General features: G+C 55.5%; 15 protein-coding genes. 8 read left to right on the top strand and 7 right to left on the bottom strand.

What is annotated here, in order from left to right; all coding sequences use genetic code 11:
• Nucleotides 1-6: 6 nt before the first annotated feature.
• Nucleotides 7-555 (bottom strand): NADPH-dependent FMN reductase, encoded by a 549-nt coding sequence (locus WX88_RS13210; RefSeq protein WP_046244859.1) that lies wholly within the window; start codon nucleotides 553-555, stop codon nucleotides 7-9.
• A 303-nt stretch (nucleotides 556-858) separates the two neighbouring features.
• Here WX88_RS13210 and era point away from each other — a divergent pair, with 303 nt between their 5' ends.
• From era to WX88_RS13195, 3 genes are all read left to right on the top strand, one after another.
• The gene (era, locus tag WX88_RS13205; RefSeq protein ID WP_046244858.1) at nucleotides 859-1,755 is read left to right on the top strand and encodes a GTPase Era; all 897 of its coding nucleotides are present in this window, start codon (nucleotides 859-861) and stop codon (nucleotides 1,753-1,755) included.
• Nucleotides 1,756-1,930: 175 nt separating this feature from the next.
• A complete protein-coding gene (gene der / locus WX88_RS13200) occupies nucleotides 1,931-3,259 on the top strand; it encodes a ribosome biogenesis GTPase Der (RefSeq protein WP_046244857.1) in 1,329 nt (442 codons plus the stop codon).
• A gap of 175 nt (nucleotides 3,260-3,434) precedes the next feature.
• Nucleotides 3,435-3,686, top strand: a complete 252-nt coding sequence (locus tag WX88_RS13195; protein ID WP_046244856.1) for a hypothetical protein — start codon at nucleotides 3,435-3,437, stop codon at nucleotides 3,684-3,686.
• A gap of 66 nt (nucleotides 3,687-3,752) precedes the next feature.
• On the opposite strand, the gene WX88_RS13190 is transcribed toward WX88_RS13195, so the two are convergent.
• The 3 genes from WX88_RS13190 to WX88_RS31790 form a co-directional block, all read right to left on the bottom strand.
• The gene (locus WX88_RS13190) at nucleotides 3,753-4,337 is read right to left on the bottom strand and encodes a hypothetical protein (protein WP_046244855.1); all 585 of its coding nucleotides are present in this window, start codon (nucleotides 4,335-4,337) and stop codon (nucleotides 3,753-3,755) included.
• A 78-nt stretch (nucleotides 4,338-4,415) separates the two neighbouring features.
• On the bottom strand, nucleotides 4,416-4,790 hold the full coding sequence (locus WX88_RS31795) for a LysR substrate-binding domain-containing protein (RefSeq protein WP_262489840.1): 375 nt from the start codon (nucleotides 4,788-4,790) through the stop codon (nucleotides 4,416-4,418).
• The gene (locus tag WX88_RS31790; RefSeq protein ID WP_052732661.1) at nucleotides 4,732-5,292 is read right to left on the bottom strand and encodes a LysR family transcriptional regulator; all 561 of its coding nucleotides are present in this window, start codon (nucleotides 5,290-5,292) and stop codon (nucleotides 4,732-4,734) included. The genes WX88_RS31795 and WX88_RS31790 overlap by 59 nt, the downstream gene beginning before the upstream one ends.
• Before the next feature lie 174 nt (nucleotides 5,293-5,466).
• Between WX88_RS31790 and WX88_RS13180 the strand changes: the two genes are divergently transcribed.
• The gene (locus tag WX88_RS13180; RefSeq protein WP_046244854.1) at nucleotides 5,467-5,985 is read left to right on the top strand and encodes a GNAT family N-acetyltransferase; all 519 of its coding nucleotides are present in this window, start codon (nucleotides 5,467-5,469) and stop codon (nucleotides 5,983-5,985) included.
• A gap of 159 nt (nucleotides 5,986-6,144) precedes the next feature.
• On the opposite strand, the gene murQ is transcribed toward WX88_RS13180, so the two are convergent.
• Genes murQ through WX88_RS13165 form a run of 3 tightly spaced genes read right to left on the bottom strand, consistent with a single transcriptional unit; the run spans nucleotide 6,145 to nucleotide 8,367 of the window.
• On the bottom strand, nucleotides 6,145-6,945 hold the full coding sequence (gene murQ / locus WX88_RS13175) for an N-acetylmuramic acid 6-phosphate etherase (RefSeq protein WP_046244853.1): 801 nt from the start codon (nucleotides 6,943-6,945) through the stop codon (nucleotides 6,145-6,147).
• A gap of 9 nt (nucleotides 6,946-6,954) precedes the next feature.
• Nucleotides 6,955-7,203 (bottom strand): cytochrome b5 domain-containing protein, encoded by a 249-nt coding sequence (locus tag WX88_RS13170; protein WP_046244852.1) that lies wholly within the window; start codon nucleotides 7,201-7,203, stop codon nucleotides 6,955-6,957.
• Nucleotides 7,204-7,209: 6 nt separating this feature from the next.
• Nucleotides 7,210-8,367 (bottom strand): arginase family protein, encoded by a 1,158-nt coding sequence (locus WX88_RS13165; protein WP_046244851.1) that lies wholly within the window; start codon nucleotides 8,365-8,367, stop codon nucleotides 7,210-7,212.
• A 197-nt stretch (nucleotides 8,368-8,564) separates the two neighbouring features.
• On the opposite strand from WX88_RS13165, the gene WX88_RS13160 reads away from it, so the two are divergent.
• From WX88_RS13160 to WX88_RS13145, 4 genes are all read left to right on the top strand, one after another.
• Nucleotides 8,565-10,328: an AMP-dependent synthetase/ligase gene (locus WX88_RS13160; protein ID WP_046244850.1), complete on the top strand. Its 1,764-nt coding sequence runs from the start codon at nucleotides 8,565-8,567 to the stop codon at nucleotides 10,326-10,328.
• Between the two features lie 283 nt (nucleotides 10,329-10,611).
• Nucleotides 10,612-11,088, top strand: coding sequence for a MarR family winged helix-turn-helix transcriptional regulator (locus WX88_RS13155; RefSeq protein ID WP_046244849.1), 477 nt, complete (start codon nucleotides 10,612-10,614; stop codon nucleotides 11,086-11,088).
• 62 nt (nucleotides 11,089-11,150) lie between these two features.
• Entirely contained in the window at nucleotides 11,151-13,559 is a 2,409-nt protein-coding gene (locus WX88_RS13150; RefSeq protein ID WP_046244848.1) for a 3-hydroxyacyl-CoA dehydrogenase/enoyl-CoA hydratase family protein, read from the top strand.
• A gap of 21 nt (nucleotides 13,560-13,580) precedes the next feature.
• Entirely contained in the window at nucleotides 13,581-14,765 is a 1,185-nt protein-coding gene (locus WX88_RS13145) for an acetyl-CoA C-acyltransferase (RefSeq protein WP_046244847.1), read from the top strand.
• The last annotated feature ends 97 nt before the right edge of the window (nucleotides 14,766-14,862 follow it).

The raw sequence follows: 14,862 nt of genomic DNA, 5'->3' as shown, positions 1-14,862 counted from the left end.
ATCAAATTAAGAAACAGGTGTGGCAACGGTGGCCACCAAGGCGTTCATTGCCGCCCCAAGCTGCGCCGCGAAGGCCGCATCAGTTACCACACCCGCCACGTCGAGCTTGGCGCGGACAAACGGCACCGGAAACGATGCCGTACGCACCACTGCCGCTCCTAGCGCCGTGAGGGTCAGCAGCAGGCCAGCGTGCGCTTTCTCGGCCCCCGCCTCCGAGGGCGAGGCACTGAGTACGGCCGTCGGCTTACCATAGAAGCTGCCGCTGGATACCAGCCAGTCCAAGGGGTTTTTCAAACTGCCGGGCATGCCATATGCGTATTCGGGCGTGGCAATGAGCACGGCATCGGCAGCTTGTAGCTGACTGCGCAGAGCGGTTACGGTCGCGGGCGGCACCGCTCCCAGGCGGTCTTGGTCGGGGCTGAAGAGGGGCAAGCTCAATAAGCTCTCGAAAAACGAAAACTGAACCCCGGCCGGTGCTACGGCCGCGGCAGCCCGTAGCAAGTGACCAATGGCGGAACCGGGCCGGGGGCTGCCCGAAAAAGCGAGAACAGTCATCACGCGAATAAATGAGCTTATCAAACAGCCGCTTCTCACCATGGTTTTAACCTTGGTGACATGCCAGCGTGTCAACTGTCCCAACGCCAGTTGCAACGTTGTCCGTTTCCTCATGGGATAGCCTGTTGTAAATAGCCGTTGGCAATGCACCAAAGTACTTATTTTCAGGCGACGCCAATTTATTAGAAACGAAGAGGACGATGAGCTGCCCAGTACCTCGACAGCCTAGCAATTCGGCGCGGAGCTAGCTTTTGCCCTTCAAATCCCGTACCTTTGCGCCCCTGATTATCAAACCCATCCATCGTGAATCCCGAAACTAAACCCCACCGTGCCGGCTTCGTGAGCATCATTGGCAAGCCCAACGTGGGCAAGTCCACGCTGATGAATGCACTGGTGGGCGAGCGGCTCAGCATCGTCACCAGCAAGGCCCAAACCACCCGGCACCGCATTCTGGGCATTCTCAACGGTGAGGATTTTCAGCTGATTTATTCCGATACGCCCGGCATCATTCAGCCCAAATACGAGCTGCACAACGCCATGATGTCGTTCGTGTATTCGTCGCTGGAAGACGCCGATGTGATACTTTTCGTCACCGATATCTACGAGAAGCACGATGAAGAGCCCGTGGTAGAGCGCTTGCGCAAGATGGTGGACACACCCATCATTCTCCTCGTCAACAAAATTGACCAAGCCGACCAAACCGAAGTAGAAGCAAAATTGGCCTATTGGAGAGAACAATTGCCCAACGCCACCGAAGTGCTGCCCATCTCGGCCCTCAATGCCTTCGGTACCGAGCGGGTGCTACAAATGGTGCTCGAACGCCTGCCCATCCACCCGGAATATTATCCCAAAGACGAGCTGACCGACAAGCCCGAGCGGTTCTTCGCTGCCGAAATGGTGCGCGAGAAAATTTTCAAGCTCTACAAAAAGGAAATTCCCTACAGCTGCGAAGTTGTCATTGAGGAATTTAAAGAAGAGGAAACCATTATTCGCATCCGTGGCATTATCTACGTGGAGCGCAGCAGCCAGAAGGGCATCATTATCGGCCAAGGCGGCGAGGCGTTGAAGAAAGTAGGCACCTGGGCCCGCGAGGAAATGGAGAAGTTTTTCCTGAAAAAAGTGTTCTTGGAGCTACATGTGAAGGTGAACGAAAACTGGCGCACTGACCCCAAAGCACTAAGCCGCTTCGGGTATCAATAGAACGCAGCCTCTGCTGCGTTTATGATTGTTAATAATTGACGCAGTGGGGCTGTGTGCTGCTCACTGTTCTGACGACTAACGCAGCGAAGGCTGCATTCTACATTCCGACCATTTTAAACTAACACACCCCGGGCACTGCCGAATCTAGGTCGGGTCGGCGGCTGGGGCACATGTCATGTCGAAGCAAAATACCATCGCCATCGTGGGGCGGCCCAATGTGGGCAAATCCACGCTATTCAACCGCCTTGTGGGCCAACGCAAGGCCATTATGGACAACGAGAGCGGCGTAACCCGCGACCGGCACTACGGCTACGGCGACTGGATAGGGAAGAACTTCACTGTCATCGACACTGGTGGCTACGTGCACAATTCGGAAGACATTTTTGAAGGAGAAATCAACAAGCAGGTAAAGCTGGCCATTGAGGAGGCCGATGTTGTCCTGTTCATGGTGGATGCCGAAGCTGGCGTGCATGGCCTCGACGAGGAGTTTGCCGCCGTGCTGCGCCGCTACATGGGTAAGAAGCCAATTTACCTGGTGGCTAACAAGGCTGATACTAACCTGCGTGCTCATGGCACCGGCGAGTTCTACTCTCTGGGCTTGGGCGACGGTGAAATATATGCCATCAGCAGCCAGAACGGCCACGGCACCGGCGAATTGCTCGACGCCGTGGTGGGCCACTTCGAGGACCCTGGGGTGGAGGAGCCCGAGTCGGAAATTCCTCGCATTGCCGTGGTGGGCCGTCCCAACGTGGGTAAGTCCAGCCTAGTGAACCTGCTGCTGGGCGAAGACCGCAGCATTGTGACTGACATTGCCGGCACCACGCGGGATTCTATTTCGGCGCGTTACAATGCTTTTGGCAACGAGTTCATTTTGGTGGACACGGCCGGATTGCGCCGCAAGGCTAAAGTGACGGAAGACATCGAGTTTTATGCCAACATGCGCAGCCTGCGTGCCCTGGAAGAGTGTGACGTCTGCATCGTGATGCTCGACGCCAGCCGCGGCATTGAGGCGCAGGATGTGAACATTATCACCTTGGCCGACAAGAACCGCAAAGGTATTGTCATCCTGGTGAATAAGTGGGACTTGGTGGAGGATAAGCAGACCAACACCGCCAAGGAGTTCGAGGCGAAGATTATGGAGAAGATTGCGCCCATTGCGTATCCGCCTGTCATCTTTATCTCGGTGCTGAACAAGCAGCGGGTGCACAAGGCCATCGAAACGGCCATTGAAGTGTACGCGAACAAGCGGCGCAAAATTCCAACTTCGCAGCTCAACGATGTGATGCTGAAGGAGATTGAGAACTATGGTCCGCCGGCCGTGAAGGGCAAGATGGTTCGCATCAAGTACGCGACCCAACTACCCACGCACAATCCGGTGTTTGCCTTTTTCTGCAACCTCCCGCAGTACGTGAAGGAGAACTATACTCGCTACCTGGAAAACCGGATGCGGCAACACTTCGACTTTACAGGCGTTCCCATCGGCATTGTGTTCCGCAAAAAGTAGCTCACGGCAGTGTGCAAGGAAAAGGACTATACTGTGAGTTCTTCATGAATCTTAGAAATGGTGGGTTACCTTCTATAAGCTCGGGTATAAAGTCCCGAATTTGAAGCCTATCTCGTACGGTGCTTCAGAGGTTACTACAAAATCTTAAGTCCCACGTTTTTAGATCAATTCCAAGATGAAAAAAGTATTGTTCCTCGCCCTGGCCGCCGCTTCATTCTCATTCACCGCTTGTGAAAGCAAGAAAGAAGAGGCTACCGAGCAAGCTGCTGAAAATGTAGAAGCTAACGGCGAAGCCAAAGCTGATGCCATGGAAGAAAAGGCGGATGCCGTTCGTGACTCGGCCGATGCTAGCTCAGATAAAATGGAAGATGGTGCTGACAAAATGGCTCCTGCTACCGAAACTCCTGCTGAAGAAGTTAAGAAGTAATTCTTAATCCTCAATAATAAGAAAGCCTCTCCGCTGCCGGAGAGGCTTTCTTATTATTGGATTTGGCTATAGCGCGGTTTCGGGCGCGCCCAAGCGACGGTTCAACAGCCCGTCTACCACTTCGAACAGGCGGCGTGGCTCGTAGGTGCGCCATGGCAAGTCGTCGAGTTGGCCACCGAAATTGATGTAATTGTCGACGTTGTATTGGTGCATCTCGCGTTGCACGTGCTCCTGGAAATTTACCCCCGCAATCCAGCCGTCTTCCACATCTTCGTACCACTCTTCGTAATAGTCGTCATCGGAGCCGTGAAAATTGAACACGTTTTCGCCCACCAAAATGAACTTGCGAATCCCCTCATGCACCAACACGTCGATGATGTTGCGCTTGAGCTCCATGATGTCGTTTTCGATGGCGTCGTTCCACTCCCCGATGAATTCGAGCACGGCCACGCCATCCTCGTAATCAGCAAATAAAATCTTGAAGAAGAGTGTATCCGACCCCAGGCTGTCCCATTGCGGGTGAATGTAGTAGCCATAGATGGTGTTGGTATAGGCCTCAAGGCTGTTTTCGGCTTCGAATAGCGGTGAGCGCGGGTCTTCAGATGCCGAGTACTGTTCAATCCAGTTGTAATGGGGTTCGATGGTGTGCATAGTTAGGAAGCAACGGGAGCAGGCCATCCTGAAAACGCGGCTACGCCCATTTCGTTCAAGCTGGGGTAGAATTTACCTTTAAGAAATGTTACTTAACTCGTATGCTTCGGCCAGTAGTCGTTGTAATGCTGCCGACGTGTCGTCGCGACGCCACATCATAAACACCGGCGAAGCGTGGGGTAATTCAATAAACCGTAGGCCTCGCAACGGGCTGCTGGCGTAGGATATAGGGAGTACCGAAAGACCCAGGCCCGCGGCTACCAGATTGAGAATAGTAGCCCCAAAGTCGGACGTGATGGTAAGGTGCGGTTGGTAGCCGTACTGTTCAAAAAGATGGCGTAATTCCTGGATGTAGGGCACATCGGTATTCAGGGAGGGTAGCACGAAAGATTCATCACGCACATCGGCCAAGGAGCCGAATGTTTCGGCTTGTATCGGGTGGGACTCGGGCACGACCAAGGCTAAAGGCTCCGAAAAAACGGCTCTTGAACGGAGTGCTGCATTGCGTGCCGGCGCGCCAAAATCCCACATCTACCTGGTAGGTTAGCAGACGCTGCTCTGGGTCGGAAGCCATTGTTTCAATCAATTCAGTTTGCACAAGCGGGTAGCGGACCGCAAAGCTTGCCAGCAGCTGGGGCAGCCAAGCGTACGCTGCTGAGCCAATGTGACCAATGCGCAAGCTGCCGACTTCACCAGTACTCACCTGTCGGGCATGGCGATGAACGGCTTCCAACTCATCCAGCAGCCGCAGCCACTCGGTCCGCAGTAGTTCGCCAGCGGCGGTGAGACGAACATTGCGCTGGTTACGCTCAAACAGCTGGAATCCTAACTCATTTTCCAGGCTCTTAATATGGCGACTCAGTACTGACTGGGTGATACTCAAGTCTTCGGCCGTTTGCCAGAAGTGTAGCTTATCGGCCAAGCGCAGGAAGTAACGGAGCTGATGTAGGTGCATTGATGTAAAAATCGAGTTGATTGCAGCGAAAATAGCATTTCCCAGCATCAGTCAGACCAATACTTTTGCTCAAACTATGATACCAGCCAGCGCCAGCCAATATCCTGTGGCTCCTGGTATCGCGGGCCGCATTGCAGCGGCAGCAATTTCGATATCACCTTCACCGAACAAACTATGTCTTCCTTCCCTGTCATCCGCCGTGCCACCGCTGCCGACCTGCCGGCCATCCTGAACCTCATCGGCCAGGTGGTGCCGCTGATGCGGGCCAGCGGTAACTATCAGTGGGCGCCGGATTATCCGAATGAGCAAGTGTTCCGGCAGGATATTGCCCGGCAGCATCTTTGGGTAGCGGAGCTGGCCGGGAATGTAGCCGCGGTAGCCGCCCTCACGCACAACGACCAAGACCCCGAGTATGCCCAAGCTGACTGGGACCCTGCTGAGCCAGCACTCGTCACGCACCGACTGGCGGTAGACCCTGCCGCCCAAGGTCATGGACTGGCCGCAGCGCTGCTCCAGCAGGCGGAAACACTGGCTGCTAACCAGGGTCTTAAATCGTTGCGAGTTGATACCAACTCGGAAAACCTGGCCACTCAGCGGCTCTTTCCAAAGCTGGGCTATCGGTTCGCGGGTGAAATTAACTTGGCCATCCGGCCGGGTCTGCGCTTTTTCTGCTACGAGAAGCGACTGGCTTGAATTGGGTCTTGGCAAACATCCGGTGTGGCTTTGCGAAACGGCTCTATTTAATTGGTAATGGCCAAATCTTCAGAGTGGTCTTTGGGGCAGTTATAGATAGAGGCATACCTCGCAAGAAGGTGCGCTCTGATTATCACAAATGCTCATCGACTTTCTGCTTCAGCTAGCACGGCTGCCTAATGCAGCCCGCACGCTGCCGTATTGCTTCAGCAACTGCGCGGCTTCGGCTTCTCCTATGCTAAGCTCGTCCATCAGCATCCGTTCGCCGCGCTCCACCAATTTGATATTGGAGAGTTGCATGTCTACCATTTTATTGCCCTGCACGTGGCCCAAGCGAATAAAAGTGGCCGTGGTGAGCATATTGAGTACTAACTTTTGCGCCGTGCCCGCCTTGAGGCGCGTGCTACCCGTCACGAATTCCGGTCCGGTTACCACTTCCACCGGAAATTCGGCTGCGGCTGCCACGGCCGAGCCGGCGTTGCACACCACGCAGCCCGTAGCCAGGCCCGCAGCCCGCGCCCGTTGCAGCCCACCGATAACATATGGTGTGCGGCCCGAGGCTGCGATGCCCACCAATACATCTTTGGCATTGATATCATAAGCCAATAGGTCAATCCAAGCCTGTTCGGCGTCATCTTCTGCGCCCTCTACGGCTTGCCGAATAGCCGTATCGCCGCCCGCGATAATGCCGACCACCAGCTCCGCCGGCACGCCGAACGTGGGTGGGCACTCTGAGGCATCCACTACGCCCAGCCGTCCGCTGGTTCCTGCCCCGATGTAGAACAACCGCCCCCCATCCCGCAGCCGCGCCACAATGGCCTCGACCAACTGCTCAATCTGCGGCAAGGCCTTCGCTACCGTCTGGGGCACTGTGTGGTCGAGCTGATTCATCCCCGCCAGGAGGTCGCCAGTGGAGAATGTTTCGAGGTGGTTGTACTCGGAGGGAGATTCAGTGGTCATATGGGAAAATCAGTTCAACAAGCCGATGACGGGAAAATTATCAAATACGTTGGCTGTATGTGGTGCGTCTTTGTCAAGCTCAGCGGTCAGGTCCTGGCCGGCCCAGTGCTCGTAATGGTTACCCCGCCGCCACAGTCGCGACCGACTGACGTCGTAAATCTTCCCTAGATAGGCCACCCAGATTTCATCACGGTCTTGGCCGTTGCGCAAGGCCAGTTGGTTACGAGTGTAGGAGGGCAGGGCAGGCGCGTCACTCATTGGGAATTATCCTATCAGGGCTTGCAGGCGAATCCAGCGTTGGGGCAAGTCGCCTTGCGAGGCGTTCATATAATCTTCGTACGTGCAGGGAACGATGCGCTTCACCGCATTATCTCCCAGGCGTTCTACTTCCATCCACCACTTGTCGGCACGCCGCGATTTATAGAACACCAGCTTGTCTGGGTTGCCCGGTAGCACCACCGTGTAAGTAAGAAAGCGGAAAGTGCCAAAGCCCGTTTCGGGGCGGCGGTGGTAAAAACCTTCCACGAAGTACCATAGCATGGTGGCTAAAGTAGCCGCGGCCAAGCCATTCGGGTCGATGTCGGCCCGGTAGCCGTAAATGCCAAAGGAGCTGAGTTGTTCATTATGACCCGCGTACCAGCACAGTTGCGTGGCTTCCTCATTTCCCAGGCCGAAAGGGTTGGCGGGGTAGTAGCCGGGCGCATCCTGCCAGCGCAGGGCCGCAATGTCGATGCTTATGAAATCGGCCTGTCGTACCAGCGGCTCGGCCTGGCGCCGGTCGCCCCGGACTTCGCCCACACTCATGGTTTCGAAATGCAGCTTTTCGAGGGCCACCAGTACCTCGGGTGGCGTTAGGTACTGCTGGTGGCCGAGGTGGGCCAAGCTGAACACGAAGTTCGGCTCGTGCACCAGCTGGCGGCGGAGGTGGCTTTCTTCAGGAGCCGTGCCGTGGCCGGGTTCGGCCATGTCGGGCCGCGAGTCTACCACCGCGAAGTTGATGGCGCGGTCCTGCGCTTCGTAGGCCAGAAACTGACCGTAGTCGAGGTCGTGGCTGCCGCCCAGCAGGATGGGCACCGTATTTTCTTCCAGCAGTGCTCCGACTATTTCGCGCAGGCGCTGGTATGTATCCTCCAGCGTAAGGCCGGGACGCAGATTGCCAAGGTCGACCAGCCGTATCAGGCCAGACCCTTTTTGTAGCTGATAAAAGCGCTGGCGTACTTCATTGGCCCCGTGTCGGCGGGGGTTGGGCGGGCCGGCGGCGCTGCCGCGCCATTCGTCCAGCCCGATGATGGCCAGGTCGGCGGCGCGCCAGTCAGGGAAGGTTTCGGTGAAGCGGGTGGCGTAGGCGGCGAGCGTAGTAGGCGCAGGTACAGCTTCGGTCAGCGTTTCCGGCAGCGGGTCAAAAAACAGAGCCAGGTTCATTATAAGCGGAAAGGCAAGCGCCCAAAATTACGCAGGAAAAGGCCGTATTTCCGGCGGTTTTGACCGTTTTTGCTACTCATTTGGTTTTTGTCCGTAGTAACATCACTACTGTCGGGCTCAGCCCGATGTGGCATGGCCCGAAAAAAAGCTCTTTATTTAACCTGAATTTCACCGGTTACGCTTTATCCACTCCACCCATGGACGTTCGTCGCGCCTTCGATATCCTACCCCATCAGTTAGCAACTGCACCTAAAAACGATGCCCTCGCCGCCAAAATTGATGGCCAGTGGACCCCCAAAAGCACGCAGCAATTGCAGGACGAGGCCAATCTCGTCAGTCTGGGCTTGGTGGCGCTCGGCCTGAAACACGGCGACAAAGTGGCCATCATCAGCATGAACCGTCCCGAGTGGATGCTGGCCGACTTTGGCATCTCCCAAATCGGTGCTACCAGCGTGCCCATGTACCCAAGCATTACGGTAGAGGATTACAAATATATTTTCACTGATGCCGGCGTGCGGGCCGTGTTTGTGGCCGACCGAAAGCTCCTCGACAAGGTAAAAGAAGCCACAGTCGGCCTCAGCATCCCGACCGAAAACATCTTCACCTTCGATAAACTTGACGGCGCCCGCCACTTCAGTGAGTTGCTGGAATTGGGAAAAAAAGGTAATCCTGCTGACCTGGAAATACTAAAGGCGGCAGTGAGCCCCGATGATTTACTCACTCTCATTTATACCAGCGGCACCACCGGCAGCCCCAAGGGCGTGATGCTCACTCACGATAATATCTTGAGCAACTGCCGTAGCTCGCAACGCTTCGTGCCCGTTACGAATAATGATAAAGCATTGAGTTTTCTGCCGCTATGCCACATTTTTGAGCGCATGGTGACCTATTTATACATGATAAACAGCGTTAGCATTTACTATGCCGAGAGCATGGAGGTCATCGCTGAAAATTTGCGCGAAGTAAAACCCCAGATTTTCACTACTGTACCGCGCCTGCTGGAAAAGGTGTATGATAAAATCGTCGCTAAGGGCCACGAACAGGAAGGAATCAAGAAAAGTCTGTTTTTCTGGGCTTTGGAGTTGGGCTTAAAGTACGACACCCAAAAAGACCACGGCTTTTTGTACAATACTCAATTGGCGCTGGCTAACAAAATCATTTTCAACAAGTGGCGTGAGGCACTAGGCGGCAATCTGCGTTGCATCGTATCGGGCGGGGGAGCATTGCAGCCGCGTTTGGCGCGCGTGTTTTGGGCAGCTGGAATCCGGGTGATGGAAGGCTACGGCCTGACGGAAACCTCACCTGTAATTGCTGTGGGTGGCTACGAAGCGGAAAACAACATGATTGGCACCGTAGGTCCACTCATCGACAAGGTGGAAGTGCAGATTGCTCCCGACGGCGAAATCCTGACCAGGTCAGCATCCGTGATGAAAGGCTACTACAACAAGCCCGAGCTCACAGCCGAAGTATTTGATAAGGATGGCTGGTTCCACACCGGCGACATCGGCGAGTTGGTAAACGGCAGGTTCCTCAAAATCACCGACCGCAAAAAGGAGATGTTCAAGACATCGGGTGGCAAGTACATTGCCCCCCAAGTTATTGAAGGCAAGCTGAGAGAGGACCCACTTATTGAGCAGGCCATGGTAGTGGGAGCCGACCAGAAATTTCCTTCTGCCCTCGTCATTCCCTCCTTCGCTGACCTCAAGGGCTGGTGCAAGCGCAACGGTGTGCCCGATGCTCCGAACGAGCAACTCATCAAAAACGAGAAGGTGGTGGAGCTTTACGAAGGTTTGGTGAAGAAGTATAATCAAAGCTTCGCGCAGTGGGAGCAGGTCAAGCGCATTGTGCTGCTACCCGAGCTCTGGACCGTGGAAAGTGGCGAAATGACGCCCACCATGAAGGTGAAGCGCAAGATTATTGCGGAGAAGAATAAGCGCATAATCGAGGAATTGTACTCGTAAGTAGTACGTGCATTGTGTGGAACTGTCACCTGGCATTCCACGCATCAAGCGCCCTCCTATTATCGACTAAATTGGATGCAACAAGCCCCGGTTCTGAGCAGAGCCGGGGCTTGTTGCATTGGGTTGAATGGAGGTATGATGTCAGAGAGTACTAACCGATTCTAATGACGAGCCACCCATTATATTTCTCGTAATGACGCCATGCCTGACACGAAAAGATTATGTTAACTGTTATGCAAGCCTAACAAATTCTTCGTAAGTTTACCGCACTTACATCCCGCCCATGAAACCTGAAGAAACCGTCGATTACAATATCAAAGTAGCCTGGCACGCTATTTCGCGGATGTACAACACCCAGGCGGCGCAGAACGACATTACGACCAGCATCGGCTTCGTGTTGTTGAACATAGACCAGGAGAAGGGTACGCCAGCTACTAAAATCGCGCCGCTGCTGGGCCTCGAAACCCGCAGTCTTACCCGCATTTTGCGGAGCATGGAAGAAAAAGGCCTGATTTACAAGCAGGCCGATTCGGTAGATAAACGCTCGGTGCGCATCTTCCTGACACCGGTTGGGCTGGAGAAGAAAGAAATCTCGCGCCAGACTGTGCGGCACTTCAACCTGAAAATGCGGGAGAAAATCCCCCAAAGCCAACTCGACGTTTTCTTCAAAGTAGCGGCTCAGATTACGGGCATGATTGAAGGCAAAACCTTATTCGAAGACTTCATTTTGAAGCCCTTACGCACCGAAACAACGGCGTAGACTGCAAGCTTAGCTATAATTACTAACTCCCTTTCCCCACTTCACCTTTTTCCCGACAGAGGATGAACCGAACCATCAAGAAAGTTGCCGTGCTGGGTTCCGGCGTCATGGGCTCGCGCATTGCTTGCCATTTCGCCAACATCGGCGTGCAGGTGCTGCTGCTCGATATCGCGCCCAAAGAATTATTGCCCGATGAAGAGAAAAAAGGCCTGAATCTCGATGCTCCGGCCGTGCGCAACCGCATTGTGAATGCCGCTTTGCAGGCCGCAATCGTGGCCAACCCGTCGCCGCTTTATCGTAAGGCCGACGCCAGCCGCATCAAAACTGGTAATTTCGACGATAACCTCAAAGATATTGCCAGCTGCGACTGGACGATTGAGGTCGTAGTAGAACGACTCGACATCAAAAAAAGCATCTACGAGCGGGTGGAGCAGTTCCGCAAGCCCGGCACGCTCATTACGAGCAATACCTCGGGCATCCCGATTCACCTGCTGGCCGAGGGCCGCTCCGCTGATTTCAAGAAGCATTTTGCGGGCACGCACTTCTTCAATCCACCCCGCTACCTGAAGCTGTTGGAAATCATTCCAACGCCGGATACCGATGCGGCCGTGCTGGACTTTCTGTTGCACTATGGCGACCTGTACCTGGGCAAAACCGTTGTTTTGGCGAAGGATACGCCGGGCTTCATCGCCAACCGGGTGGGTGTATTTGCCCTGCTCGACGCCATGCAGACCATGCAGAAGCTAGACCTGACCGTGGAGGAAACCGATAAGCTGACGGGCCCGGTAATTGGTCACGCCAAATCGGCCACGCTGCGCACTTCCGACGTGGTAGGCTTGGATACGACCATCAACGTGGCTAATGGCCTCGCCCAAGGTCTGCCCAACGACGAAGCCAAAGACGTGTTCGTGCTGCCCGATTTCGTGAAGAAAATGGGCGAGAACAAGTGGCTGGGCGACAAAACCGGTCAGGGCTTCTACAAGAAGGTGAAAGGGGAGGGCGGCAAGTCCGAAATACACGCCCTCGACCTCAATACGCTGGAATATAAGCCCAGCCAGAAGGTAAAATTCGCAACGCTGGAGATGACCAAAACCATCGACAAGCTGGCTGACCGCTTCAAGGTACTGGTAGCGGGCAAGGACAAGGCTGGCGAATTTTACCGCCTGAGCTTTGGCAGCCTCTTCGCCTACGTGAGCAACCGGGTGCCCGAAATCTCGGATGAGCTTTATAAGATTGACGACGCGCTCCGGGCGGGTTTCGGCTGGGAACTGGGACCGTTCGAAACCTGGGACGCGCTGGGCGTGCAGGCCGGTATCGACTTGGCCAAAGCCGCTGGTCGCACCATAGCGCCGTGGGTGGAAGAAATGTTGGCTGCGGGCAATCAGAGTTTCTATAAGGTGGATGCTTCGGGCATCCGGCAGTTTTACGACATCGAGTCGAAGAGCTACCAGGCTATTCCGGGTGTGGAGAACTTCATCATTCTCGACAGCCTGCGGGCGAGCGGCAAAGTGCTGTGGAAGAACGCCGGCGCCTCGGTCGTTGACCTCGGTGATGGCATTCTGAACGTGGAATTCCACTCGAAGATGAATTCGCTGGGCACCGATGTTATCGAAGGATTGTTGCGTGGGGTAGACATGGCCGAGAAAGGCTATCGCGGCCTCGTGGTGGGCAACGATGGTCCCAATTTCTCGGCTGGTGCCAACCTCGGACTGGTGTATATGCAGGCGCTGGAGCAGGAGTTTGACGAATTGAACCTGATGATTCAGCAATTCCAGAACGCCATGATGCGCATGCGCTACAGCAGCATTCCGGTGGTGGGTGCGCCGCACGGCCTCACGCTGGGCGGTGGCTGCGAACTAAACCTGCACTGCGACCGCGTGGTGGCCGCGGCGGAGAGCTATATCGGCCTGGTAGAATTCGGCGTCGGCCTGATTCCGGGCGGGGGCGGCACCAAGGAAATGACCTTGCGCACCGCCGCGAAGTACGAGGAAGGTGAACCGGAGTTCAACCTGCTGCGCAATACCTACATGACCATCAGCACGGCCAAAGTTTCAACTTCCGCCGCTGAAGCCATCGACCTGGGTTTCCTGCGTCGGGGCGATGAAATTGTGGTGAACAGCAACCGCGTAATTGCTGCCGCCAAAGCCGCCGCGTTGGAGTTGGCCGATGCCGGCTACACGCAGCCCACGCAAAAGACCAACATCAAAGTCCACGGCAAAGGCGCCCTGGCCATGTTCAAAACCGGCGTTTACGCCATGCAGCAAGGCAACTACATCTCGACGCACGACCAGCTTATTGCGGACAAGCTGGCCTACGTGATGTGCGGCGGTGACCTGTCGTCGCCCACCGAAGTGAGCGAGCAATACCTGCTGGACCTGGAGCGTGAAACCTTCCTCAGTCTCTGCGGCGAGCGCAAAACGCTGGAACGGATTCAGTCGATTCTCACCACCGGCAAGCCGCTGCGTAACTAACTCATTAAAATCAAAAGAGTCATGACTCAAACTGCATATATCGTTGGCGGTTACCGCACGGCAGTGGGCAAAGCCCCCCGTGGCGTCTTCCGCTTCACCCGTCCCGACGACCTCGCGGCTACGGTTATCAAGCATCTTGTGGCCCAGGTGCCCGCCCTCGACCCTACTCGTATTGATGACGTTATTGTGGGGAATGCCGTGCCCGAAGCCGAACAAGGCCTGCAAATGGGCCGTCTGATTTCGTTGCTGGCCCTGCCCATCAACGTGCCCGGTCTCATCGTGAACCGCTACTGCGGCTCCGGCGTGGAAACCATTGCCATGGCCGTGGGTAAAATCACGGCCGGTATGGCCGATTGCATTATCGCGGGCGGCACCGAAAGCATGAGCATGGTGCCCACCGTAGGCTGGAAAACCGTGCCCAACTATCAGCTGGCCATGCAACATCCGGACTATTATATGGGCATGGGCCTCACCGCCGAAGCCGTTGCCAAGGACTACAACATCAGCCGTCAGGACCAGGACGAATTCTCCTACCACTCGCACCAGAAGGCAATCAAGGCTGTGCAAGGAGGCAAGTTCCAGAAGAGCATCGTGCCCGTAACGGTAGAGGAAACCTACGTGGACCAAGCCACTGGCAAGAAGAAAAATCGCTCCTACGTGGTGGATACCGATGAAGGTCCTCGCGCCGATACCTCAGTAGAGGCCCTCGCCAAGCTGCGCCCCGTATTTGCCGCCAACGGCACCGTCACGGCCGGCAACTCCTCCCAAACTTCGGACGGTGCGGCCTTCGTGCTCGTAATGTCGGAGCGCATGGTGAAGGAGCTGAACCTCGAACCCATTGCCCGCATGGTAAACTACGCCTCCGAAGGCGTGGACCCGCGCATCATGGGCATGGGCCCCATTAAAGCTGTGCCGAAAGCTCTCAAGCAAGCTGGCCTGAAGCTGGACGATATCGACCTGATTGAGCTGAACGAAGCCTTCGCCTCGCAGAGCCTAGCCGTGGTGCGGGAGCTGGGCATCGACCCCGAGAAGCTGAACGTGAACGGCGGCGCCATCGCCCTCGGTCACCCGCTCGGCTGCTCCGGCGCCAAGCTCAGCATCCAGCTGTTCGACGAGCTGCGTGAACGCGGCAAGAAGTACGGCATGGTTACCGCCTGCGTGGGCGGCGGCCAGGGCGTAGCTGGTATCTATGAACTGCTGAAATAATGACGAAGTGGTCGGATGAATTGCTCAAAGGGCTTTGTCCGACCACTATTATTCGCTGAATACAGCGATGTCTTTCCCCTCAATAGGGACGAAATAA

It is taken from the genome of Hymenobacter terrenus (assembly GCF_000972495.1).
Lineage (GTDB): Bacteria > Bacteroidota > Bacteroidia > Cytophagales > Hymenobacteraceae > Hymenobacter > Hymenobacter terrenus.
This window is presented reverse-complemented; position numbering and strand designations above follow the sequence as displayed.

Coding starts and splice junctions, on each gene's coding strand:
- WX88_RS13210 (WP_046244859.1), bottom strand. CDS start 555: ATGACTGTTCTCGCTTTTTCGGGCAGCCCCCGGCCCGGTTCCGCCATT.
- der (WP_046244857.1), top strand. CDS start 1,931: ATGTCGAAGCAAAATACCATCGCCATCGTGGGGCGGCCCAATGTGGGC.
- WX88_RS13195 (WP_046244856.1), top strand. CDS start 3,435: ATGAAAAAAGTATTGTTCCTCGCCCTGGCCGCCGCTTCATTCTCATTC.
- WX88_RS13190 (WP_046244855.1), bottom strand. CDS start 4,337: ATGCACACCATCGAACCCCATTACAACTGGATTGAACAGTACTCGGCA.
- WX88_RS31790 (WP_052732661.1), bottom strand. CDS start 5,292: ATGCACCTACATCAGCTCCGTTACTTCCTGCGCTTGGCCGATAAGCTA.
- WX88_RS13180 (WP_046244854.1), top strand. CDS start 5,467: ATGTCTTCCTTCCCTGTCATCCGCCGTGCCACCGCTGCCGACCTGCCG.
- murQ (WP_046244853.1), bottom strand. CDS start 6,945: ATGACCACTGAATCTCCCTCCGAGTACAACCACCTCGAAACATTCTCC.
- WX88_RS13170 (WP_046244852.1), bottom strand. CDS start 7,203: ATGAGTGACGCGCCTGCCCTGCCCTCCTACACTCGTAACCAACTGGCC.
- WX88_RS13165 (WP_046244851.1), bottom strand. CDS start 8,367: ATGAACCTGGCTCTGTTTTTTGACCCGCTGCCGGAAACGCTGACCGAA.
- WX88_RS13160 (WP_046244850.1), top strand. CDS start 8,565: ATGGACGTTCGTCGCGCCTTCGATATCCTACCCCATCAGTTAGCAACT.
- WX88_RS13155 (WP_046244849.1), top strand. CDS start 10,612: ATGAAACCTGAAGAAACCGTCGATTACAATATCAAAGTAGCCTGGCAC.
- WX88_RS13150 (WP_046244848.1), top strand. CDS start 11,151: ATGAACCGAACCATCAAGAAAGTTGCCGTGCTGGGTTCCGGCGTCATG.
- WX88_RS13145 (WP_046244847.1), top strand. CDS start 13,581: ATGACTCAAACTGCATATATCGTTGGCGGTTACCGCACGGCAGTGGGC.